The 23,210-nt window shown below is 62.3% G+C and carries 24 protein-coding genes; 8 read left to right on the top strand and 16 right to left on the bottom strand.

The features are described from left to right. The first annotated feature begins 120 nt into the window (after positions 1-120). Positions 121-924: a PP2C family protein-serine/threonine phosphatase gene (locus ACUJB0_RS06350; protein ID WP_444844491.1), complete on the top strand. Its 804-nt coding sequence runs from the start codon at positions 121-123 to the stop codon at positions 922-924. Positions 925-937: 13 nt separating this feature from the next. On the opposite strand, the gene ACUJB0_RS06345 is transcribed toward ACUJB0_RS06350, so the two are convergent. The 6 genes from ACUJB0_RS06345 to ACUJB0_RS06320 form a co-directional block, all read right to left on the bottom strand. Beyond that, complete coding sequence (locus tag ACUJB0_RS06345; RefSeq protein ID WP_444844490.1) at positions 938-1,663, bottom strand: hypothetical protein; 726 nt, start codon at positions 1,661-1,663, stop codon at positions 938-940. Between the two features lie 23 nt (positions 1,664-1,686). Further along, on the bottom strand, positions 1,687-2,784 hold the full coding sequence (gene zapE / locus ACUJB0_RS06340; RefSeq protein ID WP_444844489.1) for a cell division protein ZapE: 1,098 nt from the start codon (positions 2,782-2,784) through the stop codon (positions 1,687-1,689). 73 nt (positions 2,785-2,857) lie between these two features. Continuing rightward, positions 2,858-4,288 carry a dihydrolipoyl dehydrogenase gene (lpdA, locus tag ACUJB0_RS06335; protein ID WP_444844488.1) on the bottom strand — a complete coding sequence of 477 codons (1,431 nt, stop codon included), beginning with the start codon at positions 4,286-4,288 and terminating at the stop codon, positions 2,858-2,860. Positions 4,289-4,302: 14 nt separating this feature from the next. Then, complete coding sequence (locus ACUJB0_RS06330; protein ID WP_444844487.1) at positions 4,303-4,614, bottom strand: PspC domain-containing protein; 312 nt, start codon at positions 4,612-4,614, stop codon at positions 4,303-4,305. Positions 4,615-4,668: 54 nt separating this feature from the next. Next, positions 4,669-5,928: a 2-oxoglutarate dehydrogenase complex dihydrolipoyllysine-residue succinyltransferase gene (odhB, locus tag ACUJB0_RS06325; protein ID WP_444844486.1), complete on the bottom strand. Its 1,260-nt coding sequence runs from the start codon at positions 5,926-5,928 to the stop codon at positions 4,669-4,671. A gap of 73 nt (positions 5,929-6,001) precedes the next feature. Beyond that, a complete protein-coding gene (locus ACUJB0_RS06320) occupies positions 6,002-8,857 on the bottom strand; it encodes a 2-oxoglutarate dehydrogenase E1 component (RefSeq protein ID WP_444844485.1) in 2,856 nt (951 codons plus the stop codon). A gap of 330 nt (positions 8,858-9,187) precedes the next feature. Here ACUJB0_RS06320 and ACUJB0_RS06315 point away from each other — a divergent pair, with 330 nt between their 5' ends. Continuing rightward, on the top strand, positions 9,188-10,501 hold the full coding sequence (locus ACUJB0_RS06315) for a leucine-rich repeat-containing protein kinase family protein (RefSeq protein WP_444844484.1): 1,314 nt from the start codon (positions 9,188-9,190) through the stop codon (positions 10,499-10,501). Between the two features lie 115 nt (positions 10,502-10,616). Here ACUJB0_RS06315 and ACUJB0_RS06310 read toward each other — a convergent pair whose 3' ends face one another. Continuing rightward, the gene (locus ACUJB0_RS06310) at positions 10,617-11,534 is read right to left on the bottom strand and encodes a LysR family transcriptional regulator (RefSeq protein WP_444844483.1); all 918 of its coding nucleotides are present in this window, start codon (positions 11,532-11,534) and stop codon (positions 10,617-10,619) included. A 104-nt stretch (positions 11,535-11,638) separates the two neighbouring features. On the opposite strand from ACUJB0_RS06310, the gene ACUJB0_RS06305 reads away from it, so the two are divergent. Next, positions 11,639-12,502, top strand: coding sequence for an MBL fold metallo-hydrolase (locus ACUJB0_RS06305; RefSeq protein WP_444844482.1), 864 nt, complete (start codon positions 11,639-11,641; stop codon positions 12,500-12,502). A 70-nt stretch (positions 12,503-12,572) separates the two neighbouring features. Further along, on the top strand, positions 12,573-12,950 hold the full coding sequence (locus ACUJB0_RS06300; protein WP_444844481.1) for a BlaI/MecI/CopY family transcriptional regulator: 378 nt from the start codon (positions 12,573-12,575) through the stop codon (positions 12,948-12,950). A gap of 3 nt (positions 12,951-12,953) precedes the next feature. Here the strand turns inward: ACUJB0_RS06300 and ACUJB0_RS06295 are convergent, their stop codons facing one another. Together ACUJB0_RS06295 and ACUJB0_RS06290 are read right to left on the bottom strand one after the other, a co-directional pair. Next, on the bottom strand, positions 12,954-13,373 hold the full coding sequence (locus ACUJB0_RS06295) for a hypothetical protein (protein WP_444844480.1): 420 nt from the start codon (positions 13,371-13,373) through the stop codon (positions 12,954-12,956). A gap of 2 nt (positions 13,374-13,375) precedes the next feature. Beyond that, complete coding sequence (locus tag ACUJB0_RS06290) at positions 13,376-13,693, bottom strand: hypothetical protein (protein WP_444844479.1); 318 nt, start codon at positions 13,691-13,693, stop codon at positions 13,376-13,378. 95 nt (positions 13,694-13,788) lie between these two features. Between ACUJB0_RS06290 and ACUJB0_RS06285 the strand changes: the two genes are divergently transcribed. Then, positions 13,789-14,211 carry a hypothetical protein gene (locus ACUJB0_RS06285; protein WP_444844478.1) on the top strand — a complete coding sequence of 141 codons (423 nt, stop codon included), beginning with the start codon at positions 13,789-13,791 and terminating at the stop codon, positions 14,209-14,211. 48 nt (positions 14,212-14,259) lie between these two features. Here the strand turns inward: ACUJB0_RS06285 and ACUJB0_RS06280 are convergent, their stop codons facing one another. The 7 genes from ACUJB0_RS06280 to ACUJB0_RS06250 form a co-directional block, all read right to left on the bottom strand. Beyond that, on the bottom strand, positions 14,260-15,561 hold the full coding sequence (locus tag ACUJB0_RS06280; RefSeq protein WP_444844477.1) for a citrate synthase: 1,302 nt from the start codon (positions 15,559-15,561) through the stop codon (positions 14,260-14,262). A 62-nt stretch (positions 15,562-15,623) separates the two neighbouring features. After that, the gene (locus tag ACUJB0_RS06275; RefSeq protein WP_161083432.1) at positions 15,624-15,905 is read right to left on the bottom strand and encodes an FAD assembly factor SdhE; all 282 of its coding nucleotides are present in this window, start codon (positions 15,903-15,905) and stop codon (positions 15,624-15,626) included. Positions 15,906-15,963: 58 nt separating this feature from the next. Next, positions 15,964-16,674: a succinate dehydrogenase iron-sulfur subunit gene (locus tag ACUJB0_RS06270; protein ID WP_090314620.1), complete on the bottom strand. Its 711-nt coding sequence runs from the start codon at positions 16,672-16,674 to the stop codon at positions 15,964-15,966. Positions 16,675-16,684: 10 nt separating this feature from the next. After that, on the bottom strand, positions 16,685-18,463 hold the full coding sequence (sdhA, locus tag ACUJB0_RS06265; protein WP_444844476.1) for a succinate dehydrogenase flavoprotein subunit: 1,779 nt from the start codon (positions 18,461-18,463) through the stop codon (positions 16,685-16,687). 2 nt (positions 18,464-18,465) lie between these two features. Continuing rightward, positions 18,466-18,831: a succinate dehydrogenase, hydrophobic membrane anchor protein gene (gene sdhD, locus ACUJB0_RS06260; protein ID WP_444844475.1), complete on the bottom strand. Its 366-nt coding sequence runs from the start codon at positions 18,829-18,831 to the stop codon at positions 18,466-18,468. Between the two features lies 1 nt (position 18,832). Beyond that, positions 18,833-19,255 (bottom strand): succinate dehydrogenase, cytochrome b556 subunit, encoded by a 423-nt coding sequence (sdhC, locus tag ACUJB0_RS06255; protein ID WP_444844474.1) that lies wholly within the window; start codon positions 19,253-19,255, stop codon positions 18,833-18,835. Between the two features lie 228 nt (positions 19,256-19,483). Beyond that, positions 19,484-20,293 carry a GntR family transcriptional regulator gene (locus tag ACUJB0_RS06250; RefSeq protein WP_444844473.1) on the bottom strand — a complete coding sequence of 270 codons (810 nt, stop codon included), beginning with the start codon at positions 20,291-20,293 and terminating at the stop codon, positions 19,484-19,486. A gap of 236 nt (positions 20,294-20,529) precedes the next feature. Between ACUJB0_RS06250 and ACUJB0_RS06245 the strand changes: the two genes are divergently transcribed. From ACUJB0_RS06245 to ACUJB0_RS06235, 3 genes are all read left to right on the top strand, one after another. Then, on the top strand, positions 20,530-21,522 hold the full coding sequence (locus ACUJB0_RS06245) for a malate dehydrogenase (protein WP_161083427.1): 993 nt from the start codon (positions 20,530-20,532) through the stop codon (positions 21,520-21,522). Positions 21,523-21,624: 102 nt separating this feature from the next. Next, positions 21,625-22,629 (top strand): HpcH/HpaI aldolase/citrate lyase family protein, encoded by a 1,005-nt coding sequence (locus ACUJB0_RS06240; protein ID WP_444844472.1) that lies wholly within the window; start codon positions 21,625-21,627, stop codon positions 22,627-22,629. Then, positions 22,629-23,135, top strand: a complete 507-nt coding sequence (locus tag ACUJB0_RS06235) for a hypothetical protein (RefSeq protein WP_444844958.1) — start codon at positions 22,629-22,631, stop codon at positions 23,133-23,135. The genes ACUJB0_RS06240 and ACUJB0_RS06235 overlap by 1 nt, the downstream gene beginning before the upstream one ends. Positions 23,136-23,210 lie beyond the last annotated feature (75 nt).

Below are 23,210 nucleotides of genomic sequence, written 5' to 3'. Positions count from 1 at the left end.
TTTCACTGGAACAACAAATATCTTGCAAACAAACTGTGACACAGTGCATAGTTTAATCTACGGCGGCCCCGCCGCCAACATAATGATCGCGCACCCGCCGACTAGGATACAGTGTTGCTTATGAGCGCATACAAAATCGAAGCCGGCACCGCCCAGCACATCGGAAACCGATCCCAGCAAAACGACCGGGTGGGCTTGTACACGGCCGCCCAGGCGCCCGGCTATGTGATGGCTGTGCTGGCCGACGGCAACCACAGCGCCATCGGTTCGGACCAGGCGCTGCTGACCGCCAAGCACCTGTTCGACGAGTTGCGCGTCGGCGACACGCCCAGCATCCCGCGCCTGCAGGACTTGATGCGGGCCATCGCCGAGGAGGCGCACCAGGTCATCAAGATGAATCCGATCGCCAAGACCGTCGAGCCGCAAAGCGCGCTGGCGATGATGGTGCTGACGCCGGCCGGCCAGGTGGTGTGGGGCCATGTCGGCGACGCGCGGGTGTACCGCTTCGCCGGCGAGGCCTGCGCCATGCGCAGCAACGACGGCGCCTACATCGAGCATCTGGTCAACCAGGACAAGCTGCCGCTGGAGGCGGCAAAGAAGCACCGTGGCTCCAAGCTGCTCAACAACGCGCTGGGCAACAGCTTCAAGTCGCCCTTCGTCACGGTCGGCTATCACGAGGGCTTGCAGGCCGGCGATTCGCTCCTGCTGTGCTCGGACGGCCTGTGGCAATTGTTCAAGGATACGGAACTGGCGGCGGCGGTCGCGCGCAACACGCCGCGCCAGGCCGCTGAACGCCTGATCGGCAAGGCCGGCGAACGCGCCCAGGGCAAGGGCGACAACTGCTCGATGGCCATCATCAAGCTGGTCGAGCAGCCCAAGGACATACCGAACTACACCATACAGAAAATGCGCCGCGCGGTCTGACGCGCGGTTCCGCTTACTGCTTCTTGGCGGCCGCGGCAGCGGCGGCCGCGGCTTCGGCGTCGGCCTTCTTCTTCTCCGACGCTTCGTGCGCTGCGCGCTTGGCGTCGCTGTCGGCCTTCTTCTTGGCCACTTGCGCCTTGCGTTTTTCCGACTCGGCCTGCTTCTTCTCGAACGCCGCGACATTGGCCGCGCGATTGCCGGCGTCGGCCGCATCCTGCGCCGCCTGGCGCTGGACCTTGGCCGCGTGTTCGGCCTCGCGGTCCACCACCGGCTTGCCGGCGTTCGGCGCCGGACGCGGCGTGTCGTCCACGACCTTGGCTTCCTTCGGCGGCATGGCGGCGCGCTGCGCTTCCTCTTCCGCGTCCTTGCGGGCGCGCACGGCCAGGTCGGCATCACGCTTCTCGACCGAGTCGGCGCGCTTGAAATGCTCGGCCTCCACCTCGGTGGCTCGCAGCTTGGCCAGCTCGGCGCGGCGTTTTTCCTTGGCCTTGTCCAGGCAGTAGTTGACGAAGAACTTGTCGTAGCACACGCGCTCGCTGGCGGCGAATTCCTCGTGGACCGCCGCGCGGTCCTTGGCCACCTGCTGCAGCGTGGCGTTGGCCTGCTCGACCGAACGGGTCGGCTGCGGCGCGGCGGCCGGCTCGGCGTTCTGCGCCTGCACCGGCGCGGCCAACGCCGCCAGGGCCGCCAAGGCGGCAGCCGCGATCATCTCGCCCAGCGGTTTCAAACTTGGTCTCATATTTTTATCCTGTTGCAGCTCACTTAGGCCAGCGCACCGGCCGCGGCGCGCTGCTCTTTATCCATGTACTCGCGCGATTGCATCTCGACGATGCGCGATACCGTGCGGTGAAATTCGTTGGCCAATGTGCCGTTGGTGTAGAGCTCTTCCGGCTCCACCTCGGCCGACATCAGCAGCTTGACGCCCTGGTCGTAGAACACGTCGATCAGCCAGGTAAAGCGCCGCGCCTCCGAGGACATCGCGGCCGACATCATCGGAATCCCGGACAATATCACGGTATGGAAGCGGCTGGCGATTTCCAGGTAATCGTTCTGCGAGCGGGGACCGCCGCACAGCGTGTTGAAATCGAACCAGATGATGGTGCCGGCGCGGCGCAGCGCGCGGATCTCGCGCGCCTCGATGCGCACCACCGGATCCTCGTCGGCGCTCTCGGCTATGCTGGCATAGGCCTCGCGCAGCAGGCGGTCGGTGTGGGCGTTGAGCGGCGTCAGGTAGGAATCGACCTGCTCCAGCGCGCGCCCGCGGTAGTCGATGCCGGCGTCGATGTTCATCACGTCCAGCTTGTCGTACAGCAGCTGGATGGTCGGCAGGATGCGGTCGCGGTGCAGGCCGTCCGGGTACAGCAGTTTCGGATCGTAGTTCGAGGTCATGATGAAGGACACGCCGTTGTCGAACAGCGCCTTCAGCAGGTTGTACATGATCATGGCGTCGGCCACGTCCGAGATGTGGAACTCGTCGAAGCAGATTAAGCGGTATTTCTTGGCGATGCGCTTGGCCACCTCGTCCAGCGGATTGGCCACGCCGGTCAGCTCGTCGAGCTGGCGGTGCACGCCGCGCATGAACTCGTGGAAGTGCAGGCGCGTCTTGCGCACCAGCGGCACCACGGAATAGAAGGAATCCATCAGGAAGGACTTGCCGCGCCCCACCCCGCCCCACATGTAGACGCCTTTCGGCACGTCGGGACGATTGATCAGCCGCTTGAAGGTGGACGAACGCTGGCCCTTGTAGGCCACCCACTCGTCGTAGCACTGTTGCAGGCGGTCGACCGCGCGGCGCTGGGCTGCATCGGCCTTGAAATTGCGCTCTTGCAGCGCGTGCTGATAAAACTCTTCGACGTTCATGGGGTTCGGTTCTGTGCTGCGCAAATAAAAAGGGCGGACCGCAGTCCGCCCGCAGTCCGCTTACTGGTGCTGCTTAGAAGTTCAGCGTGCGCTTGTCGATCGCCAGCGCGGCTTCCTTGGTCGCTTCCGACAGCGATGGGTGGGCGTGGCAGATGCGCGCGATGTCTTCAGCCGAAGCCTTGAACTCCATCGCCACCACGGCTTCGGAGATCAGCTCGGAAGCCATCGGTCCGATGATGTGGACGCCCAGGATTTCGTCGGTGTTCGCATCGGCCAGGAACTTGACCATGCCCGAGGTATCGCCCAGCGCGCGTGCGCGGCCGTTGGCCAGGAACGGGAAGGTGCCTGCCTTGTAGGCGACGCCGTCGGCCTTCAGTTGCTGCTCGGTGCGGCCGACCCACGCGATTTCCGGCGAGGTGTAGATGACCCAAGGGATGGTGTTGAAGTTGGTGTGGCCGTGCTGGCCAGCCATGCGCTCCGCAACGGCAACGCCTTCTTCTTCCGCCTTGTGCGCCAGCATCGGGCCGCGTACCACGTCGCCCACTGCCCATACGCCTGGCAGGTTGGTCTTGCAGTCGTCGTCGACGGCCACGAAGCCACGCTCGTCCAGCTTCAGGCCGACCTTGTCGGCGGCCAGGCCGTCGGTGTTCGGGGTGCGACCGATCGAGACGATCAGCTTGTCGAACACGGCGGTCTGCGCTTCGCCCTTGGCGTTTTCGTAGGCCACGGTGACGTTGTCGGCACCCTTGGTGATACTGCCGATCTTGCAGCCCAGGTTGATGCTCAGGCCCTGCTTGGCGAACAGCTTGCCGGCCTCCTTGGCGATCTGCTCGTCGACCGCGCCCAGGAACACAGGCAGGCCTTCCAGCACGGTCACTTCGGCACCCAGGCGGCGCCATACGGAACCCATTTCCAGGCCGATCACGCCGGCGCCGATCACGCCCAGCTTCTTCGGCACGTCGCCGATGGTCAGCGCGCCGGTGTTCGACAGGATCAGTTTCTCATCGAACTCGGCGCCTGGCAGCGCGCGTGCGTTGGAGCCGGTGGCGATGATGACTTGCTTGGCGTTGATGGTCTCGTTGGCTGGCGCGGAGATGGTCAGCGGGTAGCCGTCTGCGGTTGCGGCGCCGGCGAACGCAGCGCGGCCGTGGAAGAAGGTGACCTTGTTTTTCTTGAACAGGAACAGGATGCCGTCGTTGTTCTGCTTCACGACGGTGTCTTTACGCTTGATCATTTGCGGCAGGTTCAGCGACAGGCCGGCGACATCGATGCCGTGGTCCTTGAACGCGTGGCCGGCGTGCTCGAAGTGCTCGGACGATTGCAGCAGCGCTTTCGACGGGATGCAACCGACGTTGGTGCAGGTGCCGCCAGGAGCGGGACCGCCCTTTTCATTGACCCATGCGTCAACGCAGGCGACCGAGAAACCCAGTTGTGCCGCGCGGATGGCCGCGATGTAACCGCCAGGACCGGCGCCGATGACTACTACGTCAAATTGTTTACTCATTTTTTATTTTCCAATCAGTTCTCTTCTGGTACGAAAATCCATAGCAGAATGTAGATGGCGAGTCCGAAGCCAAAGGTGATCACGAACAAGACGAACAGCAAGCGCCAGATCCAGGAGTCGACTCCGGTGATCTGGCCCAGCCCGCCACACACGCCACCCAGCCAGCGGTCGGTGTTCGAGCGGCGCAATCGGGTGATGTCGTTGGAGATGCCTGGAGATGCTTCCTTGTCCAGCAGCTTGGCCTTGGCGGAGGCGAACTCTTCGTCCGACAGCGCGCCAGCCTGGTGCAGTTCGTGCAACCGTTTGATTTCTTCAGATACGCTCATTGATGACCCTCTGAAAATTCCCCCGGCCCGGACGGGCCAGGGGATGTGGCGGTATTACAGGTCCAGCAGCAGGCGGGCTGGATCTTCCAGCGCCTCCTTCATGGCGACCAGGCCCAGCACGGCTTCGCGGCCGTCGATGATGCGGTGGTCGTAGGACATCGCCAGGTAGTTCATCGGACGGATCACGATCTGACCGTTTTCAACCACGGCGCGGTCCTTGGTCGCGTGCACGCCCAGGATGGCCGATTGTGGCGGGTTGATGATCGGGGTCGACAGCATGGAGCCGAAGGTGCCGCCGTTCGAGATCGAGAAGGTGCCGCCGGTCAGGTCGTCCAGGGTCAGCTTGCCTTCCTTGGCTTTGGCGCCGAATTCGCCGATTTTCTTCTCGATGTCGGCGATCGACATCTGGTCGGCGTTGCGCAGGATAGGCACGACCAGGCCGCGTGGCGAACCGACCGCGATACCGATGTCGAAGTAGCCGTGGTAGACGATGTCGTTGCCGTCGACCGATGCGTTGATGATCGGGTATTTCTTCAGCGCGGCAACGGCGGCCTTGACGAAGAAGGACATGAAGCCCAGCTTGACGCCGTGCTCTTTCTCGAACTTGTCCTTGTACTTGTTGCGCAGTTCCATGACCGGCGCCATGTTCACTTCATTGAACGTGGTCAGGATGGCGTTGGTCGATTGCGATTGCAGCAGGCGCTCGGCGATACGTGCGCGCAGGCGGCTCATCGGCACGCGCTCTTCCGGACGCTCGCCCAGGCTGGCGATCGCAGGAGCGGCAACTTGCTGCAGCGCTGGCTTGGCAGCTGCTGGCGCCAGAGGCGCAACGGCTGGAGCCTTGGCGCCGGCGGCCAGGGCGTCGCCCTTGGTCACGCGGCCGTCTTTGCCCGAACCGGCGACATCGCCAGCGCTCAGGCCTTTTTCCGACAGGATCTTGGCGGCGGCTGGCATGGCCACGTCGCCTTTCGAACCGCCGGTGGCGGCAGCTGCGGCTGCTGGTGCGGCGGCTGGTGCGGCTGCCGCTGGAGCTGCAGCTGCAGCTGCTGCAGGAGCGGCAACGGCGGCGGCGCCGTCGGTGTCGATGATAGCGATCAGTTCGTCAGCAACCACGGTGCTGCCGTCGCCCTTGATGATCTTGACCAGCACGCCAGCGGCTGGTGCCGGCAGTTCCAGAACAACTTTATCGGTTTCGATGTCAATCAGGTTCTCGTCGCGAGCGACTGCGTCGCCGACTTTTTTATGCCAGGTCAGCATGGTTGCTTCTGCTACCGATTCCGACAGCTGGGGGACTTTGACTTCGATTTGTGCCATGTAAAACTCCGTATATTTTGTTATTGCGGCGCCGCCCCGCGTAGCAAGGCGGCGCTCCGTCAGTAAGTGATGCTTATTTGGTCAGGATAAAACCTTTGAGCTTCGAGAACGCCGTCTCCAGCAGGTCTTTTTGCTGGGCGTAGTGCTTGTCGTAGTAGCCGACAGCCGGCGATGCCGACGCTGGGCGGCCGGCGTATGCCAGGCGCTGACCTGCGTCCATGCTCTCGAAGATGTTGTGCTGAATCTGGAACCATGGACCCTGATTCTGCGGCTCGTCCTGCGCCCACACCACTTCCGCCAGGTTCGGGAACTTCTTCAGTTCGGCGGCGAACGATTTGTGCGGGAACGGATACAGTTGCTCGACGCGGATGATGGCGGTGTCGGTCTGGCCACGGGTCTTGCGTGCGTTGACCAGGTCGTAGTAGACCTTGCCCGAGCAGGCGACCACGCGCTTGACTTTCTTGGCGTCGATTTTCTCGTCGACTTCGCCGATCACGGTCTGGAACGCGCCTTTGGCCAGCTCGTTCAGCGAGGAACCCGCGTCCTTGTTGCGCAGCAGCGACTTAGGAGTCAGGATCACCAGTGGCTTACGGAACTGGCGCACCATCTGACGGCGCAGCACGTGGAAGATCTGCGACGCGGTGGTCGGCTGGACCACTTGCATGTTGTTGTCTGCGCACAGCTGCAGGAAACGTTCCGGACGTGCGGACGAGTGCTCAGGACCCTGGCCTTCGTAACCGTGCGGCAGCATCATGACCAGGCCCGAAGCGCGGCCCCACTTCACTTCGCCGGAGCTGATGAACTGGTCGATGACCACTTGCGCGCCGTTGACGAAGTCGCCGAACTGGGCTTCCCAGATCGTCAGCGTGTTTGGCTCGGCGGTCGAGTAGCCGTATTCGAAGCCCAGTACCGCCTCTTCGGACAGCACGGAGTCGATCACGGTGAACGGCGCCTGGCCTTCGGCGATGTTCTGCAGCGGCACGTAGGTGCCCGCGTCCCAACGCTCGCGGTTCTGGTCGTGCAGCACGGCGTGGCGGTGCACGAAGGTGCCGCGGCCGGCGTCCTGGCCGGTCAGGCGCACTGCGTAGCCCGAAGCGACCAGCGATGCGTAGGCCAGGTGTTCGCCCATGCCCCAGTCCAGATTCAGTTCGCCCTTGCCCATGTTGGCGCGGTCAGCCAGGACCTTCTCGACCAGCGAGTGCACTTTGAAGCCTTCAGGCACGGTGGTGATGCGGCCGGCCAGGCGTTTCAGTTCGGTCATCGGCACGGCGGTGTCGGCCGAGTCGGTCCACTTGCGGTTCAGGAACGGCAGCCAGTCGACCGCGTACTTGTTCTTGAAGTTGGAGATCACTGGATCGATGGTGTGCTTGCCGGCGTCCATCGCGTCGCGATACGCAGCCTGCATCTGCTCGCCGCCATCGGCCGGGATCACGGTCTGCGTCACCAGCTTGTCCGCGTACAGCTTGCGGGTGCCTGGGTGCTGGCCGATTTTCTTGTACATCAGCGGCTGGGTCAGCGCTGGCGTGTCTTGCTCGTTGTGGCCCAGTTTGCGGTAGCAGATGATGTCGACAACGATATCCTTCTGGAACTGCAGACGGTAGTCCATGGCGATCTGCGAAGCCAGTACCACGGCTTCAGGATCGTCGGCGTTCACGTGCAGCACCGGTGCTTCGATCATCTTGACGACGTCCGAGCAGTAGATGGTGGAACGCGCGTCGCGCGGATCCGACGTGGTGAAGCCGATCTGGTTGTTGATGACGATGTGCACCGTGCCGCCCGTGCCGTAGCCGCGGGTCTGCGCCAGGTTCAGGGTTTCCATCACAACGCCCTGGCCTGCGAACGCGGCGTCGCCGTGCACCAGGATAGGCAGCACTTGCTTGCCCAGGTGGTCGCCGCGACGATCCATGCGCGCCTTGACCGAACCTTCAACCACAGGGTTGACGATCTCCAGGTGCGACGGGTTGAACGCCAGCGACAGGTGGACAGGACCGCCGGCGGTCGAGATGTCCGACGAGAAGCCTTGGTGGTATTTGACGTCGCCGGCTGGCAGGTCGTCGCCGTGCTTGCCTTCGAATTCTTCGAACAGTTCCTTCGGTGCCTTGCCCAGGGTGTTGACCAGCACGTTCAGGCGGCCGCGGTGGGCCATGCCGATAACGATCTCCTGCACGCCTTTTTCGCCGGCGCGCTGGATGATTTCATCGATCGAGGCGATGAAGGTTTCGCCGCCCTCCAGCGAGAAGCGCTTCTGGCCGACGTATTTGGTGTGGAGGTAGCGTTCCAGGCCTTCGGCCGCGGTCAGGCGCTCCAGGATGTGCTTTTTCTTCTCTGGCGTGAAGTTCGGGGTCGAGCGGATCGATTCCAGGCGTTCCTGCAGCCAGCGCTTTTCAGCCGGGTCGGAGATGTACATGTACTCCGCGCCGATCGAGCGGGTGTAGGTGTCGCGCAGGAAGTTCAGCAGATCGCGCAGGGTCGCGGTCTCAGGGCCGAAGTAGGTGTTGCTGATGTTGAACACGGTGTCCATGTCCGCATCGGTGAAGCCGTAGAAGGTCGGGTCCAGCTCAGGGATGGTCGGACGTTCCTGACGCTGCAGCGGATCCAGGTTGGCCCAACGGGAACCCAGGTAGCGGTATGCGGCGATCAGCTGGGTAGCGGCGACGCGCTTGCGGCCCATTTCAGCGTCGGCGGAGGCAACCACGGTGCGGATCGGGCCGGCTTTCGCGCGTTCGGCGAAGGAGGCGATGACCGAAGCGTGAGCGACGTCTGGTTTATTGGAACCGTCGACGGCCGGCACGTGTTGCATGGCGTCGAAGTAGGCGCGCCAGTTGTCTGGCACGGAACCTGGGTTGTTGAGGTACGCCTCGTACAGTTCTTCGACGTACGGTGCGTTCCCACCAAACAGGTAGGAATTGGACGTAGATTGTTGCATCATCTTGCTCACCTTTCTTCGCGCTTCGCGAGGAATTAGCGGGTTAATCTAACCTTCCGCGACACGGCCTGACCGGTTAGCGGATTGCACATCAAGTTGTGGGGAAGGGCTATAGTTCTTCAGGTACTACAAAATCGGGTCATTCAGGATAGCACCGGTATTGTATCCCAACAACCATTTATTCGACAGAAACCGTAACAAATCTTACGATATTAATCTTCGCTTAAGCCGCATGACTGCTCGGCTTGCCGGGAATGTTTTCATATTTTTAACGGCTTTTGGCGCCAGCCGCCGAGGCTGTAGAATGGCGCTTTGCCATCCCGCCCCACCTTCATGCACACCCTAGAGCAGCTACGCGCCGGAGCGCTGGCCGGCATCGTCCGCCTGCAATTGTCCTGCGGCCTGACCGAGTTTCCCGACGAGATATTTACGCTGGCCGATACGCTGGAAATCCTCGACCTGTCCAACAACGCCCTGTCCTCGCTGCCGGACGATTTGCCGCGCCTGCACAAGCTGCGGGTGATCTTTTGCTCGGCCAACCGGTTCACGACGCTGCCTTCCGTGCTGGGCGAGTGTCCGGCGTTGACGATGGTAGGCTTCAAAAGCAATCAGATACGCGAGGTTCCCGGCTCCGCGCTGCCGCCGGGGCTGCGCTGGCTGATCCTGACCGACAACCGCGTCGAGGTCCTGCCCGCCGCCATCGGCCGCTGCGGGCAGCTGCAAAAGCTGATGCTGGCAGGGAACCGGCTGAGCGCCCTGCCGCAGGAACTGGCCGCCTGCACGCGGCTGGAACTGCTGCGCATCGCCGCCAACCGGCTGACCGAACTGCCGGTCTGGCTGCTCGACATGCCGCGTCTGTCGTGGCTGGCTTATGCGGGCAATCCATTCTGCGAGGCTGATGAACAGGCGGCCTCCGACGCGTCGGGCATCGCCGGCATCGGCTGGGATCAACTGCAGCTTCAGCAGAAACTGGGCGAAGGCGCTTCGGGTGTGATCCATCAGGCGGTGCTGCGGCAGGCTGGCGGCGAGCAGGCTGTGGCGGTCAAGATGTTCAAGGGCGCCGTCACCAGCGACGGCCTGCCACGCTGCGAGATGACGGCCTGCGTCAGCTCGGGCGACCACCCCAACCTGATTCCGGTGCTGGGCGAGGTGCTGGACCACCCGGACGGCGCCAGCGGCTGCGTCATGCCGCTGATCGATCCCGGCTTCGGCAACCTGGCCGGCCCGCCCAGCCTGGAGAGCTGCACCCGCGACATCTATCAGGAAGGCAAGCGCTTCAGCCCGGCGGAATTGTTCGGCATCGCGGGCGGCATCGCCTCGGCGGCGCGGCACCTGCACGCGCGCGGCGTCATGCACGGCGACCTGTACGGCCACAACATCCTGCATTGCGGCCGGGGCCGCAGCCTGCTGGGCGACTTCGGCGCGGCCTCGCTGTTCGCGCCGGACGCGCCGCACGCTGCAGGGCTGCAGCGGCTGGAAGCGCGCGCCTTCGGCCTGCTGCTGGACGAGCTGATGGAACGTTGCGAACTGCCGGCCGCGCAGCAGGTGGCGCTTGCCGTGCTGCAGACAGCCTGCGTTGCGGAAGATCCCGCCGCCCGGCCATCGCTGGCGGACGTGGAGCGCCGGATCGCCTCGCTCCAGGCCTGATAACGCCACGTGCGCCAGCTGGGCTGGATCGCTTCGCTCCAGGCTAGACGCCGTTCCGCGCGCCACCGCGTGCGCCAGCCGGGCTTGATCTCCTCGCGTCTGGGCTTGACGCCATTTAGCGCGGCGCGGTGTGCGCCAGCCAGGCGGGGTCGCCGGCGAACCAGTCCAGCAAGAAATCCAGCATGGCCCGCAACGCCGGCGACATGTGCTGGCGCGACGTGTAGATGCCGTAGATGCCCATCTGCTGCGGCACAAAGTCCGGCAGCAGCGCCACCAGCCGGCCATCGGCGATCAGCGGCGCCGCGCTGTACAGCGGCTGCAGAGCGATGCCGGCGCCCTCTTCCGCGGCCTTCAGCAAAATCAAATCCTCGTTGGCTGACAGATTGCCGCTGACCGGCACCGAGACCGCCTCGCCGTCGCGGTCCGTGAACTGCCACAGGCTCTTGCCGAAATACGTATAGGTCAGGCAGTTGTGCGCCGCCAGGTCTTCGGCCCGCAACGGCGTGCCTCGCTCGGCCAGGTAAGACGGCGCCGCGCACACCACCGAATCGCACTGCCCCAGCTGGCGCGCGATCAGGTTGGGCTCCAGCGCGTTGGTGATGCGCAGCGCCAGGTCGATGCGCTGCTCGACCAGGTTGACGGCGCGGTTATTCATCTGCAGGTCGACCGACGTGCGCGGATAGCGCTTCAGGAAAGCGGTGACGGCGATCGCCAGCGCCGCCTGCGCCAGCGATTGCGACGAAGTGATGCGCAAAAGACCCTGCGGCGTGTCGGCGTCGGCGCCGCTGGCCACCTCCATCGCCTCGGCCAGTTCCAGCATGCGGCGGCAGCGCGCCAGCGTGACGTCGCCGGCATCGGTCAGGCTCAGCCGGCGCGTGCTCCGGTGCAACAGCCGGGCGCCGGCCCACTCCTCCATCTCAGCCAGATAGCGCGTCACCATGGCGCGCGACATGTCCAGCGCCTCGGCCGCCGCGATCATGCTGCCGCGCTCGGCGATGCTGACGAAAACCTGTGCCGCTGTAATCCTGTCCATCGATTCATCCGTTTTATGCAATTAACAGGTGCAGATTACCCTATTTTTCTATCGGATAAAGAAATTTAAGATGACGTCATTCCAACTCCACACGAAAGACCATCATGATCAAGCAAAGCCTGTTGTCCGCCGCCCTCGCCGCCACCGTTGCCGGCGCCAGCGCCGCCCCGCTGAAACTGGACGTGTTCAATCCGGGCGAGGCCGCCATCTTCCCGGTCGCCTCGGTGATCGTCAGCGGCGCCAAGGATGCCGTGCTGATCGATGCACAGTTCTCGCGCGGCGAAGCGCTCAAGCTGGTCGAGCAGATCCGCGCCACCGGCAAGCACCTGACCACCGTGTACGTCAGCCACAGCGACCCGGACTTCTACTTCGGCCTGGACGTGATCCACGCCGCCTTCCCGGACGCCAAGATCGTCGCCACGCCGCAAACCATCGCCGGCATCGAGAAGAAGAAGGATGCCAAGGTCGCGTTCTGGGGCCCGATCCTGAAGGACAACGCGCCGCAAAGCATCATCGTGCCGCAGCCGCTGCAAGGCGACACCATCAAGCTGGAAGGCCAGACGCTGAAGATCGAAGGCCTGAAGGGCCCGACGCCTGACCGCAGCTATGTGTGGATTCCGTCGATCAAGGCGGTGGTGGGCGGCGTGGTGCTGTTCAACGACCTGCATGTGTGGACCGCCGATACCCAGACCGCCGAATCGCGCAAGCAATGGCTGGCGACGCTGGACGGCGTCGCCGCGCTGAAGCCGGCCACCGTCGTGCCGGGGCACTTCAAGGTCGGCGCCGCGCTGACACCGGACAGCATCGCCTACACCCGCGACTACCTGGTGCGCTTCGAAGCCGAAACCGCCAAGGCCGCCAACTCGGCCGCGCTAATCGCCCGCATGAAGGAGCTGTATCCCAGTGCCGGCCTGAACGCCGCGCTGGACACCAGCGCCAAGGTCGCCAAGGGCGAAATGAAGTGGTAAGACGGTAGAACTAGACAAATGCATCTAGATATTTTATTCTAGATGCATTGTCCCGAAGTCGATCGTCATCATGAGCACAGTCCCACCGAAACCCACTCCGTCCGAACTGGAAATGCTGCGCCTGCTTTGGCAAAGCGGGCCGGCGACCGCCCGGCAGGTGCACGAGGCGGCGGTGGCAACGCGGCCCGACATGAACTACGCCACGGTGCTGCGGCTGCTGCAGGTGATGCACACCAAAGGCCTGCTGACCCGCGACGAAAGCCAGCGCGCGCATGTGTATGCGCCGGCGCAGGAGCAGGATTCGCTACAAACCAATCTGCTGAAAGAGCTGATCCAGAAAGCCTTCTCCGGTTCCGGCAAGGCGCTGGTACTGGCCGCGCTGCGCGGCGGCCACGTCAGCAAAAAAGAGCGGGAAGAAATCCAGGCGCTGCTGGATCAGGAAAAATAAAACCTATCGCTGCCCAATATCGCCTGCTCGCCGACCATGCCGTTTGTCTTGGGCTATAACCTGCTGAGTTCGCCGCTCTGCGGAGCGCGTCGGCAGCTTAAAGTTTAGTATCTGCACCTCAGCGTCTCCATCGGAAAGCATACTTTTGCGTGTGCGCGCCACAACCATTTCGCGCATGAATAGCTTAACCTCAGCTGACGAAGCGCCAGATGTTTTCATCAATTTCAACACGCTCTCACATACCGACACATGTGCAAGCAAGACTTCCGCACGCAACTTCTCGTTGCGCAAGCGCTCAGCATCGCGCCGTTCATCCAAGAACACGATAGAAGAAATACAGCGATGGAAATAGCGACCAATCGGTCGTAGTCCAGCTATCGAGCTGACTACTTTACGGCCAAAAACCAGCCAGGACGCTTCCATAATTAGAGGCTTTCCTGCAGTTCCCTATCGTTTGGAGTGGACTTCAGAAACTCATCTCGAAGCAGACTCGCGACTTCTTGGTTCGTCACCTTCCCCAAAAGCTCCCCGCTCGTCGCTACGCCGTCAAGGCAATCTAGTTCAATACCAAGCCGGATGGCGACTTGCTCCAATAAGCGAATAAAGAGCATGTCGGTTTCAACCGCAGTCAGGCCAACGATGGGTGGCAGCTTGCTGACAGAGACGTCGTCGGGCAACCATTCAGCTGACCTTCTCGCTCTTTCAAGGAATTCTTCCAATTTGGCTATCGACGAGGTATCCATGATGCCAACTTCCTCAGTGAGATCAAAACTAATTAGACTGACGGCACCAAAACAAGTTCAACTACAATGAGGCCCCAGTTATCAGAATCCAGCCCATGATCAGCCGCTTCAACCACTGGCCCGAACGCCCTCACCCCGTCATCGCCGTCATGCTCGCGCTGGCGGTTTGCGCGGTGCCTATCCTGCTGCCGCATTTCCGGCTTCAGGATACGATGGCCAATCTGTTTGCCTATTTCGCCTGCTGCATCGTGGTGTATCCGGTCGCGGCGCTGCTGCGGCGCCGGGTCACCAGCTTGCCGTCGATCTGGGGCATCGCCATGGTGCTCCTGTTCGGCGCGTGCCTGTATCACACCAACATCGTCGCGGAAACCGCCACGCTGCCCTGGCCGCAGCGCCAGCCTGTCGTCATCGACAAATTCCTGTTCAACCTGCCGCAGGCGACGCTGGGCGTGATCGCCTGGTGGCTGCTGGTGGTGCGGCCCGACCGCCGCAGTCCGCATTCCGGAACCGACGCATAAAAAAACGGGCCGAAGCCCGTTTTTTTTGTATGCTGCAACGACCGGCGATTAACGCTGGTCCAGCGGCTTGACTTCGCGCGTGGTCGAACCGACGAACAGCTGGCGTGGACGGCCGATTTTCTGTTCTGGATCGGCGATCATTTCGTTCCACTGGGCGATCCAGCCGATGGTGCGGGCCATGGCGAAGATACCGGTGAACAGCGACACTGGAATGCCCAGCGCCGATTGCACGATGCCCGAGTAGAAGTCGACGTTCGGGTACAGCTTGCGCGAAACGAAGTATTCGTCGTTCAGTGCAATCTTTTCCAGTTCCATCGCCAGCTTGAACAGTGGGTCGTCTTGCAGGCCCAGTTCGTTCAGCACTTCGTAGCAGGTTTCGCGCATCAGTTTTGCACGTGGGTCGAAGTTCTTGTACACGCGGTGACCGAAGCCCATCAGCTTGACGCCGGAGTTCTTGTCTTTCACTTGCGCGATGAAGGCAGGAATGTTCTCGACGGTGCCGATTTCCTTCAGCATGTTCAGTGCGGCTTCGTTGGCGCCGCCGTGGGCAGGGCCCCACAGGCAGGCGATACCGGCAGCGATACAGGCGAACGGGTTGGCGCCCGACGAACCGGCCAGACGCACGGTCGAGGTCGATGCGTTCTGCTCGTGGTCCGCGTGCAGGATCAGGATACGGTCCAGCGCGCGCACCAGCACGTCGTTGACCTTGTATTCTTCGCATGGATTGCCGAACATCATGCGCATGAAGTTGGCGCTGTACGACAGGTCGTTGCGTGGGTACACGAACGGCTGGCCGATCGAGTATTTGTAAGCCATCGCCACCAGGGTAGGCATCTTGGCGATCAGGCGGATGGCCGACACTTCACGGTGCTTGGCATCGTTGATGTCCAGCGAGTCGTGGTAGAACGAGGCCAGCGCGCCGACGGTGCCGACCAGCACCGACATCGGGTGCGCGTCGCGACGGAAACCGCGGAAGAAGAATTGCATCTGCTCGTGGACCATGGTGTGCTTGGTCACGGTTTCGACGAACTGGGCCTTCTCGACCTTGTTCGGCAGTTCGCCGTTCAGCAGCAGGTAGCACGATTCCATGAAATCGGCGTTCACGGCCAGCTGTTCGATCGGGTAGCCGCGGTACAGCAGCTCGCCCTTGTCGCCGTCGATGTAGGTGATCGACGAGTTGCATGCCGCGGTCGACATGAAGCCTGGATCGTAGGTGAACTTGCCGGTGCCGGCGTACAGTTTGCGGATGTCGATCACGTCAGGACCGACGGTGCCTTTGTAGATCGGGAATTCTACCGACGGGCTGCCATCGGAAAACGACAGGGTGGCTTTGTTATCAGAGGTGTTCATGGACTCTTCCTTCTTGGAGAGATGCGACAAATAAAAAAAACGAAACTTTTCTGGGTGTCTCTTTATGCCAGGCGCAGTCGTTGCAGCAGTGCGCGCACGTGCGGCAGATCAACTTCGCCCTCCGGCTCCTTGCGGGCCAGTACCAGATCCATCAGGGCATTGTCCGACAAATCGAGGAGCCGCGTGAACGCGTCCACTTCCTCGTCGGTCAATTCGGTTTCATGCGCATCGAGAAAACGGGTCAGGATAATGTCGTTTTCCAGCAGGCCCCGGCGGGAACGCCACCGCAGGCGCGCTCGGTTGGCGGGGTCGGCCTGATGCGCTGAGCTGTTCGGTTCAGTCATATGGATGTGCTACTTTATATGAAAACGGGCGACGAGGCCGCCGCCCGTGCGGTGCCGCTTAGATCGCGCGGCGGACCATCAATTCCTTGATCTTGCCGATCGCCTTGTTCGGGTTCAGACCTTTAGGGCAAACGTCGACGCAGTTCATGATCGAGTGGCAACGGAACAGGCGGTACGGATCTTCCAGGTTGTCCAGGCGCGCGCCGGTGGCTTCGTCGCGCGAGTCGGCGATGAAGCGGTAGGCTTGCAGCAGGCCGGCAGGACCGACGAACTTGTCCGGATTCCACCAGAACGATGGGCACGACGTCGAGCAGCAGGCGCACAGGATGCACTCGTACAGGCCGTCGAGCTCTTCGCGCTCGGTCGGCGATTGCAGGCGTTCTTTTTCAGGACGGATCGAATCGTTGATCAGGTAAGGCTTGATCGAATCGTACTGCTTGAAGAACTGGGTCATGTCGACGATCAGGTCGCGGATCACCGGCAGGCCTGGCAGCGGACGCAGCACGATAGGCTCGGTCAGCTCGTTCAGGTTGGTGGTGCAGGCCAGGCCGTTCTTGCCGTTGATGTTCATCGCGTCCGAACCGCACACGCCTTCGCGGCACGAGCGGCGCAGGGCCAGCGAGTCGTCGACGTCGGACTTGATGCGCTGCAGTGCGTCGAGCAGCATCTTGTCGGTGTCCTTCAGCTCGACCGTCACGTCCTGCATGTACGGCTTGGCGTCCTGGTCGGGATCGTAACGGTAAATTTTCAGTTTGAGAGTGCGTGCCATGTTCTAGCCCTTAGAAAGTACGTGGTTTCGGTTTGAAGGTATCAACCGTCAATGGCTTGGTAACGACCGCTTTGTAATCGAGTCGGTTGCCTTCCGAGTACCACAGGGTGTGCTTCATCCAGTTGTCGTCGTCGCGGTGCGGATAATCGTTGTGGGCGTGGGCGCCGCGCGATTCCTTGCGGGCCACGGCCGACGTGATCGTCGCTTTCGCGGTTTCGATCAGGTTGTCCAGCTCCAGCGCTTCGACGCGCGCGGTGTTGAACACCTTGGACTTGTCCTTGAACGAGACGTGCTTGCGGCGCTCGTCGAGCACCATGATTTCCTTGGCGCCCTGGGTCATCATCTCTTCGGTACGGAACACGCCGCAGTACTTCTGCATCGTGGCGCGGATGTCGTTGGCGACGCCCTGCACTTTTTCCGAACCGGTCGAGGTTTCCAGCTTGTTCAGGCGGTCCATGGCGAAATCGGCGGCGTCCTTCGGCAGCGGCTTGTTCTCTTTCTGCTTCAGGTTCGAGGCCACCACGTGGTTGCCGGCCGCGCGGCCGAACACCACCAGGTCCAGCAGCGAGTTGGTGCCCAGGCGGTTGGCGCCGTGCACCGAGACGCAGGCGCATTCGCCGATCGCGTACAGGCCGTTGACGACCTTCTGCGTGCCGTCGCCGTTAGGCGTGACGACCTGGCCGTGGATGTTGGTTGGGATACCGCCCATCTGGTAGTGGATGGTCGGCACGACAGGGATCGGTTCCTTGGTGGCGTCGACGTTGGCGAACTTGTGGCCGATTTCCAGGATCGACGGCAGGCGCTTCTGGATGGTGTCGGCGCCGATGTGGCGCAGGTCCAACATCACGTGGTCCTTGTTCGGACCGCAGCCGCGGCCTTCCTTGATCTCCTGGTCCATCGAGCGGGACACGAAGTCGCGCGGCGCCAGATCCTTCAGCGTCGGCGCGTAGCGTTCCATGAAGCGCTCGCCTTCGGAGTTGATCAGGATACCGCCCTCGCCGCGCACACCCTCGGTGATCAGCACGCCCGCGCCGGCGACGCCGGTCGGGTGGAACTGCCAGAATTCCATGTCCTGCAGCGGCAGGCCGGCGCGTGCCGCCATGCCCATGCCGTCGCCGGTGTTGATGAAGGCGTTGGTGGAAGCTGCGAAGATGCGGCCTGCGCCGCCGGTGGCGAAGATGGTGGTCTTCGCTTCCAGGATCATCGTTTCGCCGGTTTCCATTTCCAGGGCCACCACGCCAACCACGTCGCCTTCGGCGTCGCGGATGATGTCGAGGGCCATCCACTCGACGAAGAAGTGGGTGCGGGCGCGGACGTTGCGCTGGTACAGGGTGTGCAGCAGGGCGTGGCCGGTACGGTCGGCCGCGGCGCAGGCGCGCTGCACGGCTTTCTCGCCGAAGTTGGCGGTGTGGCCGCCGAACGGACGCTGGTAGATGGTGCCGTCAGGATTGCGGTCGAACGGCATGCCGAAGTGTTCCAGCTCGTAGACGACCTTCGGTGCTTCGCGGCACATGAATTCGATGGCGTCCTGGTCGCCCAGGTAGTCGCCGCCCTTGACGGTGTCGAACATGTGCCAGAACCAGTTGTCCTCGGCCATGTTGCCCAGCGAGGCGCCGATGCCGCCCTGCGCCGCCACGGTGTGCGAGCGGGTCGGGAAAACTTTCGACAGCACCGCCACGTTCAGACCGGCTTCAGCCAGTTGCAGGGATGCGCGCATGCCGGAGCCGCCGGCGCCGACGATTACCGCGTCAAAGCGGCGGGTAGGGATTGCAGATTTGATAGCTGCCACGATTACACACTCCAGAGTATCTGTACCGACCAAACGGCACAAGCGACCAACCACAGGATGGTGGCGATTTGCAGGGTCAGGCGAAGGCCGACGGCTTTGACGTAGTCCATCCAGATGTCACGCACGCCAACCCAGGCGTGGTAGAACAGGCCGAACAGGGTGACAGCGCTGATCAGCTTGAACCATTGTTGCGCGAACAGGCCGGCCCAGCCTTCATACGTGAAGTTCTGGCCGGTCAGGAAGGAAATCAGCAGGATGGCGGTGTACAGCACCATCATGATGGCGGTCACGCGTTGTGCCAGCCAGTCGCGCATGCCGTAGCCGGCGCCGACGACCAGGCGTTTAGGTCCGATGTTATTGTTTGCCATCTCAGAAAACTCCAAACAGTTTGAGGGCGACGACCGCGGTCAGCACCAGGCTGATGGTCAGCACGGCGGCCGACGATTTGCGGGCCGAATCCTTGTCCAGGCCGATGTGGGCATCCATCACCAGGTGGCGTACGCCAGCGCAGAAGTGATGCATATAGCCCCAGACCAGGGCCAGGATGATCAGTTTGACCAGTGGATAGGACACAATCCCTTGGTAGTAGGCGAAGGAGATCTCGGAGCGCAAGCTCTGCTCCAGCAGATAAAGCACGAAAGGCAGCAACGCAAACATCATGAAGCCGCTGATGCGGTGCAGGATGGAGACGAGGGCAGCCAAAGGCATGCGGTAGTTGGACAATTCGGTAACATGAATGTTACGGAACTCCGGCCGTTCTTTTTTTGGGGCTTCCCTTACGGCTTCTGACATAACAAGACCTCCTAAGCTTAAACAAAAATATCGAGACTGCGATTTTCGCCGATTTTCGCACTCATAACCAATATCTATTGTTACATATAACCAAAATAGTGTTTGGCAACACTATGCGACGGCTACTTTCCGTAGCTCAACGTATTATCAGCGCAACAATGCTACCGGGGTGTGACGGCGCCCTGTTTTCGCTGCCTGAAGCGGTTTTTTATACGCTCCAGGGTCTCCCTAATTCAATTCATTGTGATAGTGATGGCGCTCCGTGGAGTACAGGCCGCGGCGCAGTTCCACCGCCTTGTCGCCATACGTGAATGACACACGCTCGGACGCCAGCAACGGCGTATCGGCGGGAATATGCAGCAATTGGGCGTCTTCGGCGCCAGCGCAGACGGCGCGGATCTTTTCCGTCGCGCGTATCATGCGGGTGCCGAATTCGGACTCGAACAGGCCGTACATCGGCCCCTTGTACTCGACCAGGCGCTCGGCGGTCAGGCCCTTGAAGGTCACGCCGGGCAGCCACAGCTCCTCGACGATGGTCGGCACGCCGTCGAACGATTGCACGCGCTTGATGAAGATGACGGCGTCGCCGGACTTCAGGTCCAGCAGGCGCGCCACGTCGGCCGGCGCGCGCATGCGCTTGACTTCGATGAATTTGCTTTCGGGGTAATGCGGCACGCCCTCGTCGGGCATCAGGCGCAGGAAGCGGAAGTGGGCGCGCGCCTCGTGGTGGGTGGACACGAAGGTGCCCTTGCCCTGCTTGCGCATCACCAGGTTCTCGGCCGCCAGTTCGTCGATCGCCTTGCGCACCGTGCCCTGGCTGACCTTGAAGCGATTGGCCAGCTCGACCTCGCTGGGGATCAACTCGCCCGGCTTCCACTCGCCCGATTGCAGGCTTTGCGTGATGAGCGCCTTGATTTGCTGGTACAGTGGGGAGAAAGTCGGCGACGGCGCGGCCGCAGCGCCCGCGGACGCCCCGGCAACCCCGCCGGTGCTGGCGGCAGTGGAATTACTGTTCAGATTGGGCGGGACGGAATTCATAGACCAAGATTTCACCACAAATGCCCGGTGCCGTCCAGCAAAAACAAGCAATAACTTATCTGTCTTATATAAGACATAAGATAGGATTGACAGATACCTGCCACACGCCTACACTCCCCGGCGAGACGCTTGCGCTGACGCATATAAGCACTCAATTTGCAGTATGATTACGATTTTCCCGGACCGGCACCGGTCCAGCTTAGAGAACGTTTTACTTCCCACTTTGGAGATTCATCATGGCTAAAACCCCAATGCGTGTTGCTGTCACCGGCGCCGCCGGTCAAATCGGTTACGCTCTGCTGTTCCGCATCGCCAATGGCGACATGCTGGGCAAGGACCAACCAGTCATTCTGCAACTGCTGGAAATCGCCGACGAAAAAGCCCAGAAAGCCCTGAAGGGCGTCATGATGGAAATCGACGACTGCGCGTTCCCACTGCTGACCGAGATGACCGCCCACTCCGATCCGATGACCGCCTTCAAGGATGTCGACGTCGCCGTGCTGGTTGGCGCCCGTCCACGCGGCCCAGGCATGGAACGCAAGGACCTGCTGGAAGCGAACGCCCAGATCTTCACCGTGCAAGGCAAGGCGCTGGACGCCGTCGCATCGCGCAACGTCAAGGTCCTGGTGGTCGGCAACCCAGCCAACACCAACGCCTACATCGCCATGAAATCGGCGCCATCGCTGCCGGCCAAGAACTTCACCGCCATGCTGCGCCTGGACCACAACCGCGCGCTGTCGCAAGTGGCCGCCAAGACCGGCACCGCCGTCAAGGACATCGAGAAGCTGTGCGTATGGGGCAACCACTCGCCAACCATGTACGCCGACTACCGTTTCGCCACCGTGAACGGCAAGGCTGTCAAGGAGCTGATCAACGACCAGGAATGGAACGCCAACGTGTTCCTGCCTACCGTCGGCAAGCGCGGCGCGGCGATCATCGAAGCGCGCGGCCTGTCGTCGGCAGCTTCGGCAGCCAACGCGGCGATCGACCACGTGCATGACTGGGTACTGGGCACCGCCGGCAAGTGGACCACCATGGGCGTTCCTTCGGATGGTTCGTACGGCATCCCTGAAGGCACCATGTTCGGCTTCCCAGTCACCACCGAAAACGGCGAATACAAAATCGTCCAGGGCCTGGAAATCGACGCCTTCTCGCAAGAGCGCATCAACATCACCCTGAAAGAACTGACCGAAGAGCGCGAAGGCGTCAAGCACCTGCTGCCTGCCTAAGTTCTGACACCACCGCACGTGGAACCGGTTAATCCACCGATCCGCCGCACCCGCCGCGCTGCCGAGAGCAGCGCGGCGTCCGTTCCTACTGACCTATCCCGCATGCACCCATCCGAGGTTTTATTCCAGGGCAATCGCCAGCCGCTGCTGCTGCCGGCCTGCGACCATTACGCCGGCTCCGAAAAGCTGATGCGCAAATCGATCGCCCTGCAACAAGAGCTTGGCCCCCTGTTCGACATCACCCTCGATTGCGAAGACGGCGCCAGCGCCGGCAACGAGGAAGCCCACGCCCGCCTGGTGGCGGAGCTGCTGCTGTCGGACGAGAACAAATTCAACCGCATCGGCGCCCGCGTGCACGATGTCGCCAGCCCGTACTTCGCGCAGGACGTGGCCATCATCTGCGCCGCCGCGCCGCGCCTGGCCTACCTGGTGCTGCCCAAGGTGCACAGCGCCAAGGAGGTGGCGGCCGCCATCAAGCTGATCAACACCCACGCCGCCAAGGCCGGCCGCAAGGACCTGCCGGTGCACGTGCTGATCGAGACCCACGGCGCGCTGCGCGAGGCCTATGACATCGCCGCCCTGCCCCAGGTGCAGTGCCTGTCGTTCGGGATCATGGATTTCGTCTCGTCGCACTACGGCGCCATTCCGGCCAGCGCGATGCGCACGCCGGGCCAGTTCACGCACCCGCTGGTGGTGCGCGCCAAGCTGGAGATCGCCGCCGCCTGCCACGCGCACGGCAAGGTGCCATCGCATAACGTGACCACCGAGATCAAGGACACGGCGGTCGCCGCCAACGATGCCCAGCGCGCCGCCGCCGAATTCGGCTACACGCGCATGTGGAGCATCCACCCGAACCAGATCAAACCTATTATCAAGACCTTCACGCCGCGCCTGTCCGAGGTCAGCGAGGCGGCCGCCATCCTGCTCGAGGCTGAGGCGGCTCAATGGGGGCCAATTTCCCAAAACGGGCGCTTGCATGACCGTGCAAGCTACAGATACTATTGGACCGTTTTACAGCGCGCCAAGCTGGCCGGGCTGAGCTTGCCCGAGTCCGCCGTCGCGCTGATCAACGGCAGCCCCACCGACCCCACACTGGAAACACCATGATGTCCATCTCCAAACTCCTTATGGCATGCAGCTTCGCGCTGGCTTCCCTGACCCTGGCCGCCGGCGCGCAAGCGCAGAACGCCGCACCCGCCAAGAAATCCGTCAAGAAGGCGGGCAAATCCAAAGCCGCCGCCAAGCCGGCCGCGCCCAAGGCGCCGGACGAAGACGCCGACGAGCCGGCCGTGGCCGATGCCGCGGCGACCGACTTCGACTGCGAGCTGGGCAACAAGATCACGATCTACGCCAACGCCAACGACGAGTCGCACATCGCGCTGCGCTGGAAGAAGCGCCTGCACCGCCTGACCCGTGTGGGCACCACCACCGGCGCGCAGCGCTTTGAAAACAAATTGTACGGCCTGGTCTGGATCGGCATTCCCGCCAAGGCCATGCTGCTGGACTCCAAGCAGAACCGCCAGCTGGCCAATGAGTGCCGCAACGCCGAACAGCTGAAGCCGGTCTCCACCAGCGCGACGGAGCCGACCAGCACCAAGGTCACGATTCAATAACAGGTTTCGATAACACGTTCCAAAAGGGGCGCGCCGGCACGGGCGCCAGCACCACGGTTTTAACTTCAATAATAG

Source organism: Duganella caerulea (assembly GCF_040362985.1).
GTDB lineage: Bacteria > Pseudomonadota > Gammaproteobacteria > Burkholderiales > Burkholderiaceae_D > Rugamonas > Rugamonas vulcania.
This window is presented reverse-complemented; position numbering and strand designations above follow the sequence as displayed.

Bases quoted from the DNA above. Each gene is read 5' to 3' on its own strand.
- ACUJB0_RS06350 (WP_444844491.1), top strand. From the start codon at position 121: ATGAGCGCATACAAAATCGAAGCCGGCACCGCCCAGCACATCGGAAAC.
- ACUJB0_RS06345 (WP_444844490.1), bottom strand. From the start codon at position 1,663: ATGAGACCAAGTTTGAAACCGCTGGGCGAGATGATCGCGGCTGCCGCC.
- zapE (WP_444844489.1), bottom strand. From the start codon at position 2,784: ATGAACGTCGAAGAGTTTTATCAGCACGCGCTGCAAGAGCGCAATTTC.
- lpdA (WP_444844488.1), bottom strand. From the start codon at position 4,288: ATGAGTAAACAATTTGACGTAGTAGTCATCGGCGCCGGTCCTGGCGGT.
- ACUJB0_RS06330 (WP_444844487.1), bottom strand. From the start codon at position 4,614: ATGAGCGTATCTGAAGAAATCAAACGGTTGCACGAACTGCACCAGGCT.
- odhB (WP_444844486.1), bottom strand. From the start codon at position 5,928: ATGGCACAAATCGAAGTCAAAGTCCCCCAGCTGTCGGAATCGGTAGCA.
- ACUJB0_RS06320 (WP_444844485.1), bottom strand. From the start codon at position 8,857: ATGATGCAACAATCTACGTCCAATTCCTACCTGTTTGGTGGGAACGCA.
- ACUJB0_RS06315 (WP_444844484.1), top strand. From the start codon at position 9,188: ATGCACACCCTAGAGCAGCTACGCGCCGGAGCGCTGGCCGGCATCGTC.
- ACUJB0_RS06310 (WP_444844483.1), bottom strand. From the start codon at position 11,534: ATGGACAGGATTACAGCGGCACAGGTTTTCGTCAGCATCGCCGAGCGC.
- ACUJB0_RS06305 (WP_444844482.1), top strand. From the start codon at position 11,639: ATGATCAAGCAAAGCCTGTTGTCCGCCGCCCTCGCCGCCACCGTTGCC.
- ACUJB0_RS06300 (WP_444844481.1), top strand. From the start codon at position 12,573: ATGAGCACAGTCCCACCGAAACCCACTCCGTCCGAACTGGAAATGCTG.
- ACUJB0_RS06295 (WP_444844480.1), bottom strand. From the start codon at position 13,373: ATGGAAGCGTCCTGGCTGGTTTTTGGCCGTAAAGTAGTCAGCTCGATA.
- ACUJB0_RS06290 (WP_444844479.1), bottom strand. From the start codon at position 13,693: ATGGATACCTCGTCGATAGCCAAATTGGAAGAATTCCTTGAAAGAGCG.
- ACUJB0_RS06285 (WP_444844478.1), top strand. From the start codon at position 13,789: ATGATCAGCCGCTTCAACCACTGGCCCGAACGCCCTCACCCCGTCATC.
- ACUJB0_RS06280 (WP_444844477.1), bottom strand. From the start codon at position 15,561: ATGAACACCTCTGATAACAAAGCCACCCTGTCGTTTTCCGATGGCAGC.
- ACUJB0_RS06275 (WP_161083432.1), bottom strand. From the start codon at position 15,905: ATGACTGAACCGAACAGCTCAGCGCATCAGGCCGACCCCGCCAACCGA.
- ACUJB0_RS06270 (WP_090314620.1), bottom strand. From the start codon at position 16,674: ATGGCACGCACTCTCAAACTGAAAATTTACCGTTACGATCCCGACCAG.
- sdhD (WP_444844475.1), bottom strand. From the start codon at position 18,831: ATGGCAAACAATAACATCGGACCTAAACGCCTGGTCGTCGGCGCCGGC.
- sdhC (WP_444844474.1), bottom strand. From the start codon at position 19,255: ATGTCAGAAGCCGTAAGGGAAGCCCCAAAAAAAGAACGGCCGGAGTTC.
- ACUJB0_RS06250 (WP_444844473.1), bottom strand. From the start codon at position 20,293: ATGAATTCCGTCCCGCCCAATCTGAACAGTAATTCCACTGCCGCCAGC.
- ACUJB0_RS06245 (WP_161083427.1), top strand. From the start codon at position 20,530: ATGGCTAAAACCCCAATGCGTGTTGCTGTCACCGGCGCCGCCGGTCAA.
- ACUJB0_RS06240 (WP_444844472.1), top strand. From the start codon at position 21,625: ATGCACCCATCCGAGGTTTTATTCCAGGGCAATCGCCAGCCGCTGCTG.
- ACUJB0_RS06235 (WP_444844958.1), top strand. From the start codon at position 22,629: ATGTCCATCTCCAAACTCCTTATGGCATGCAGCTTCGCGCTGGCTTCC.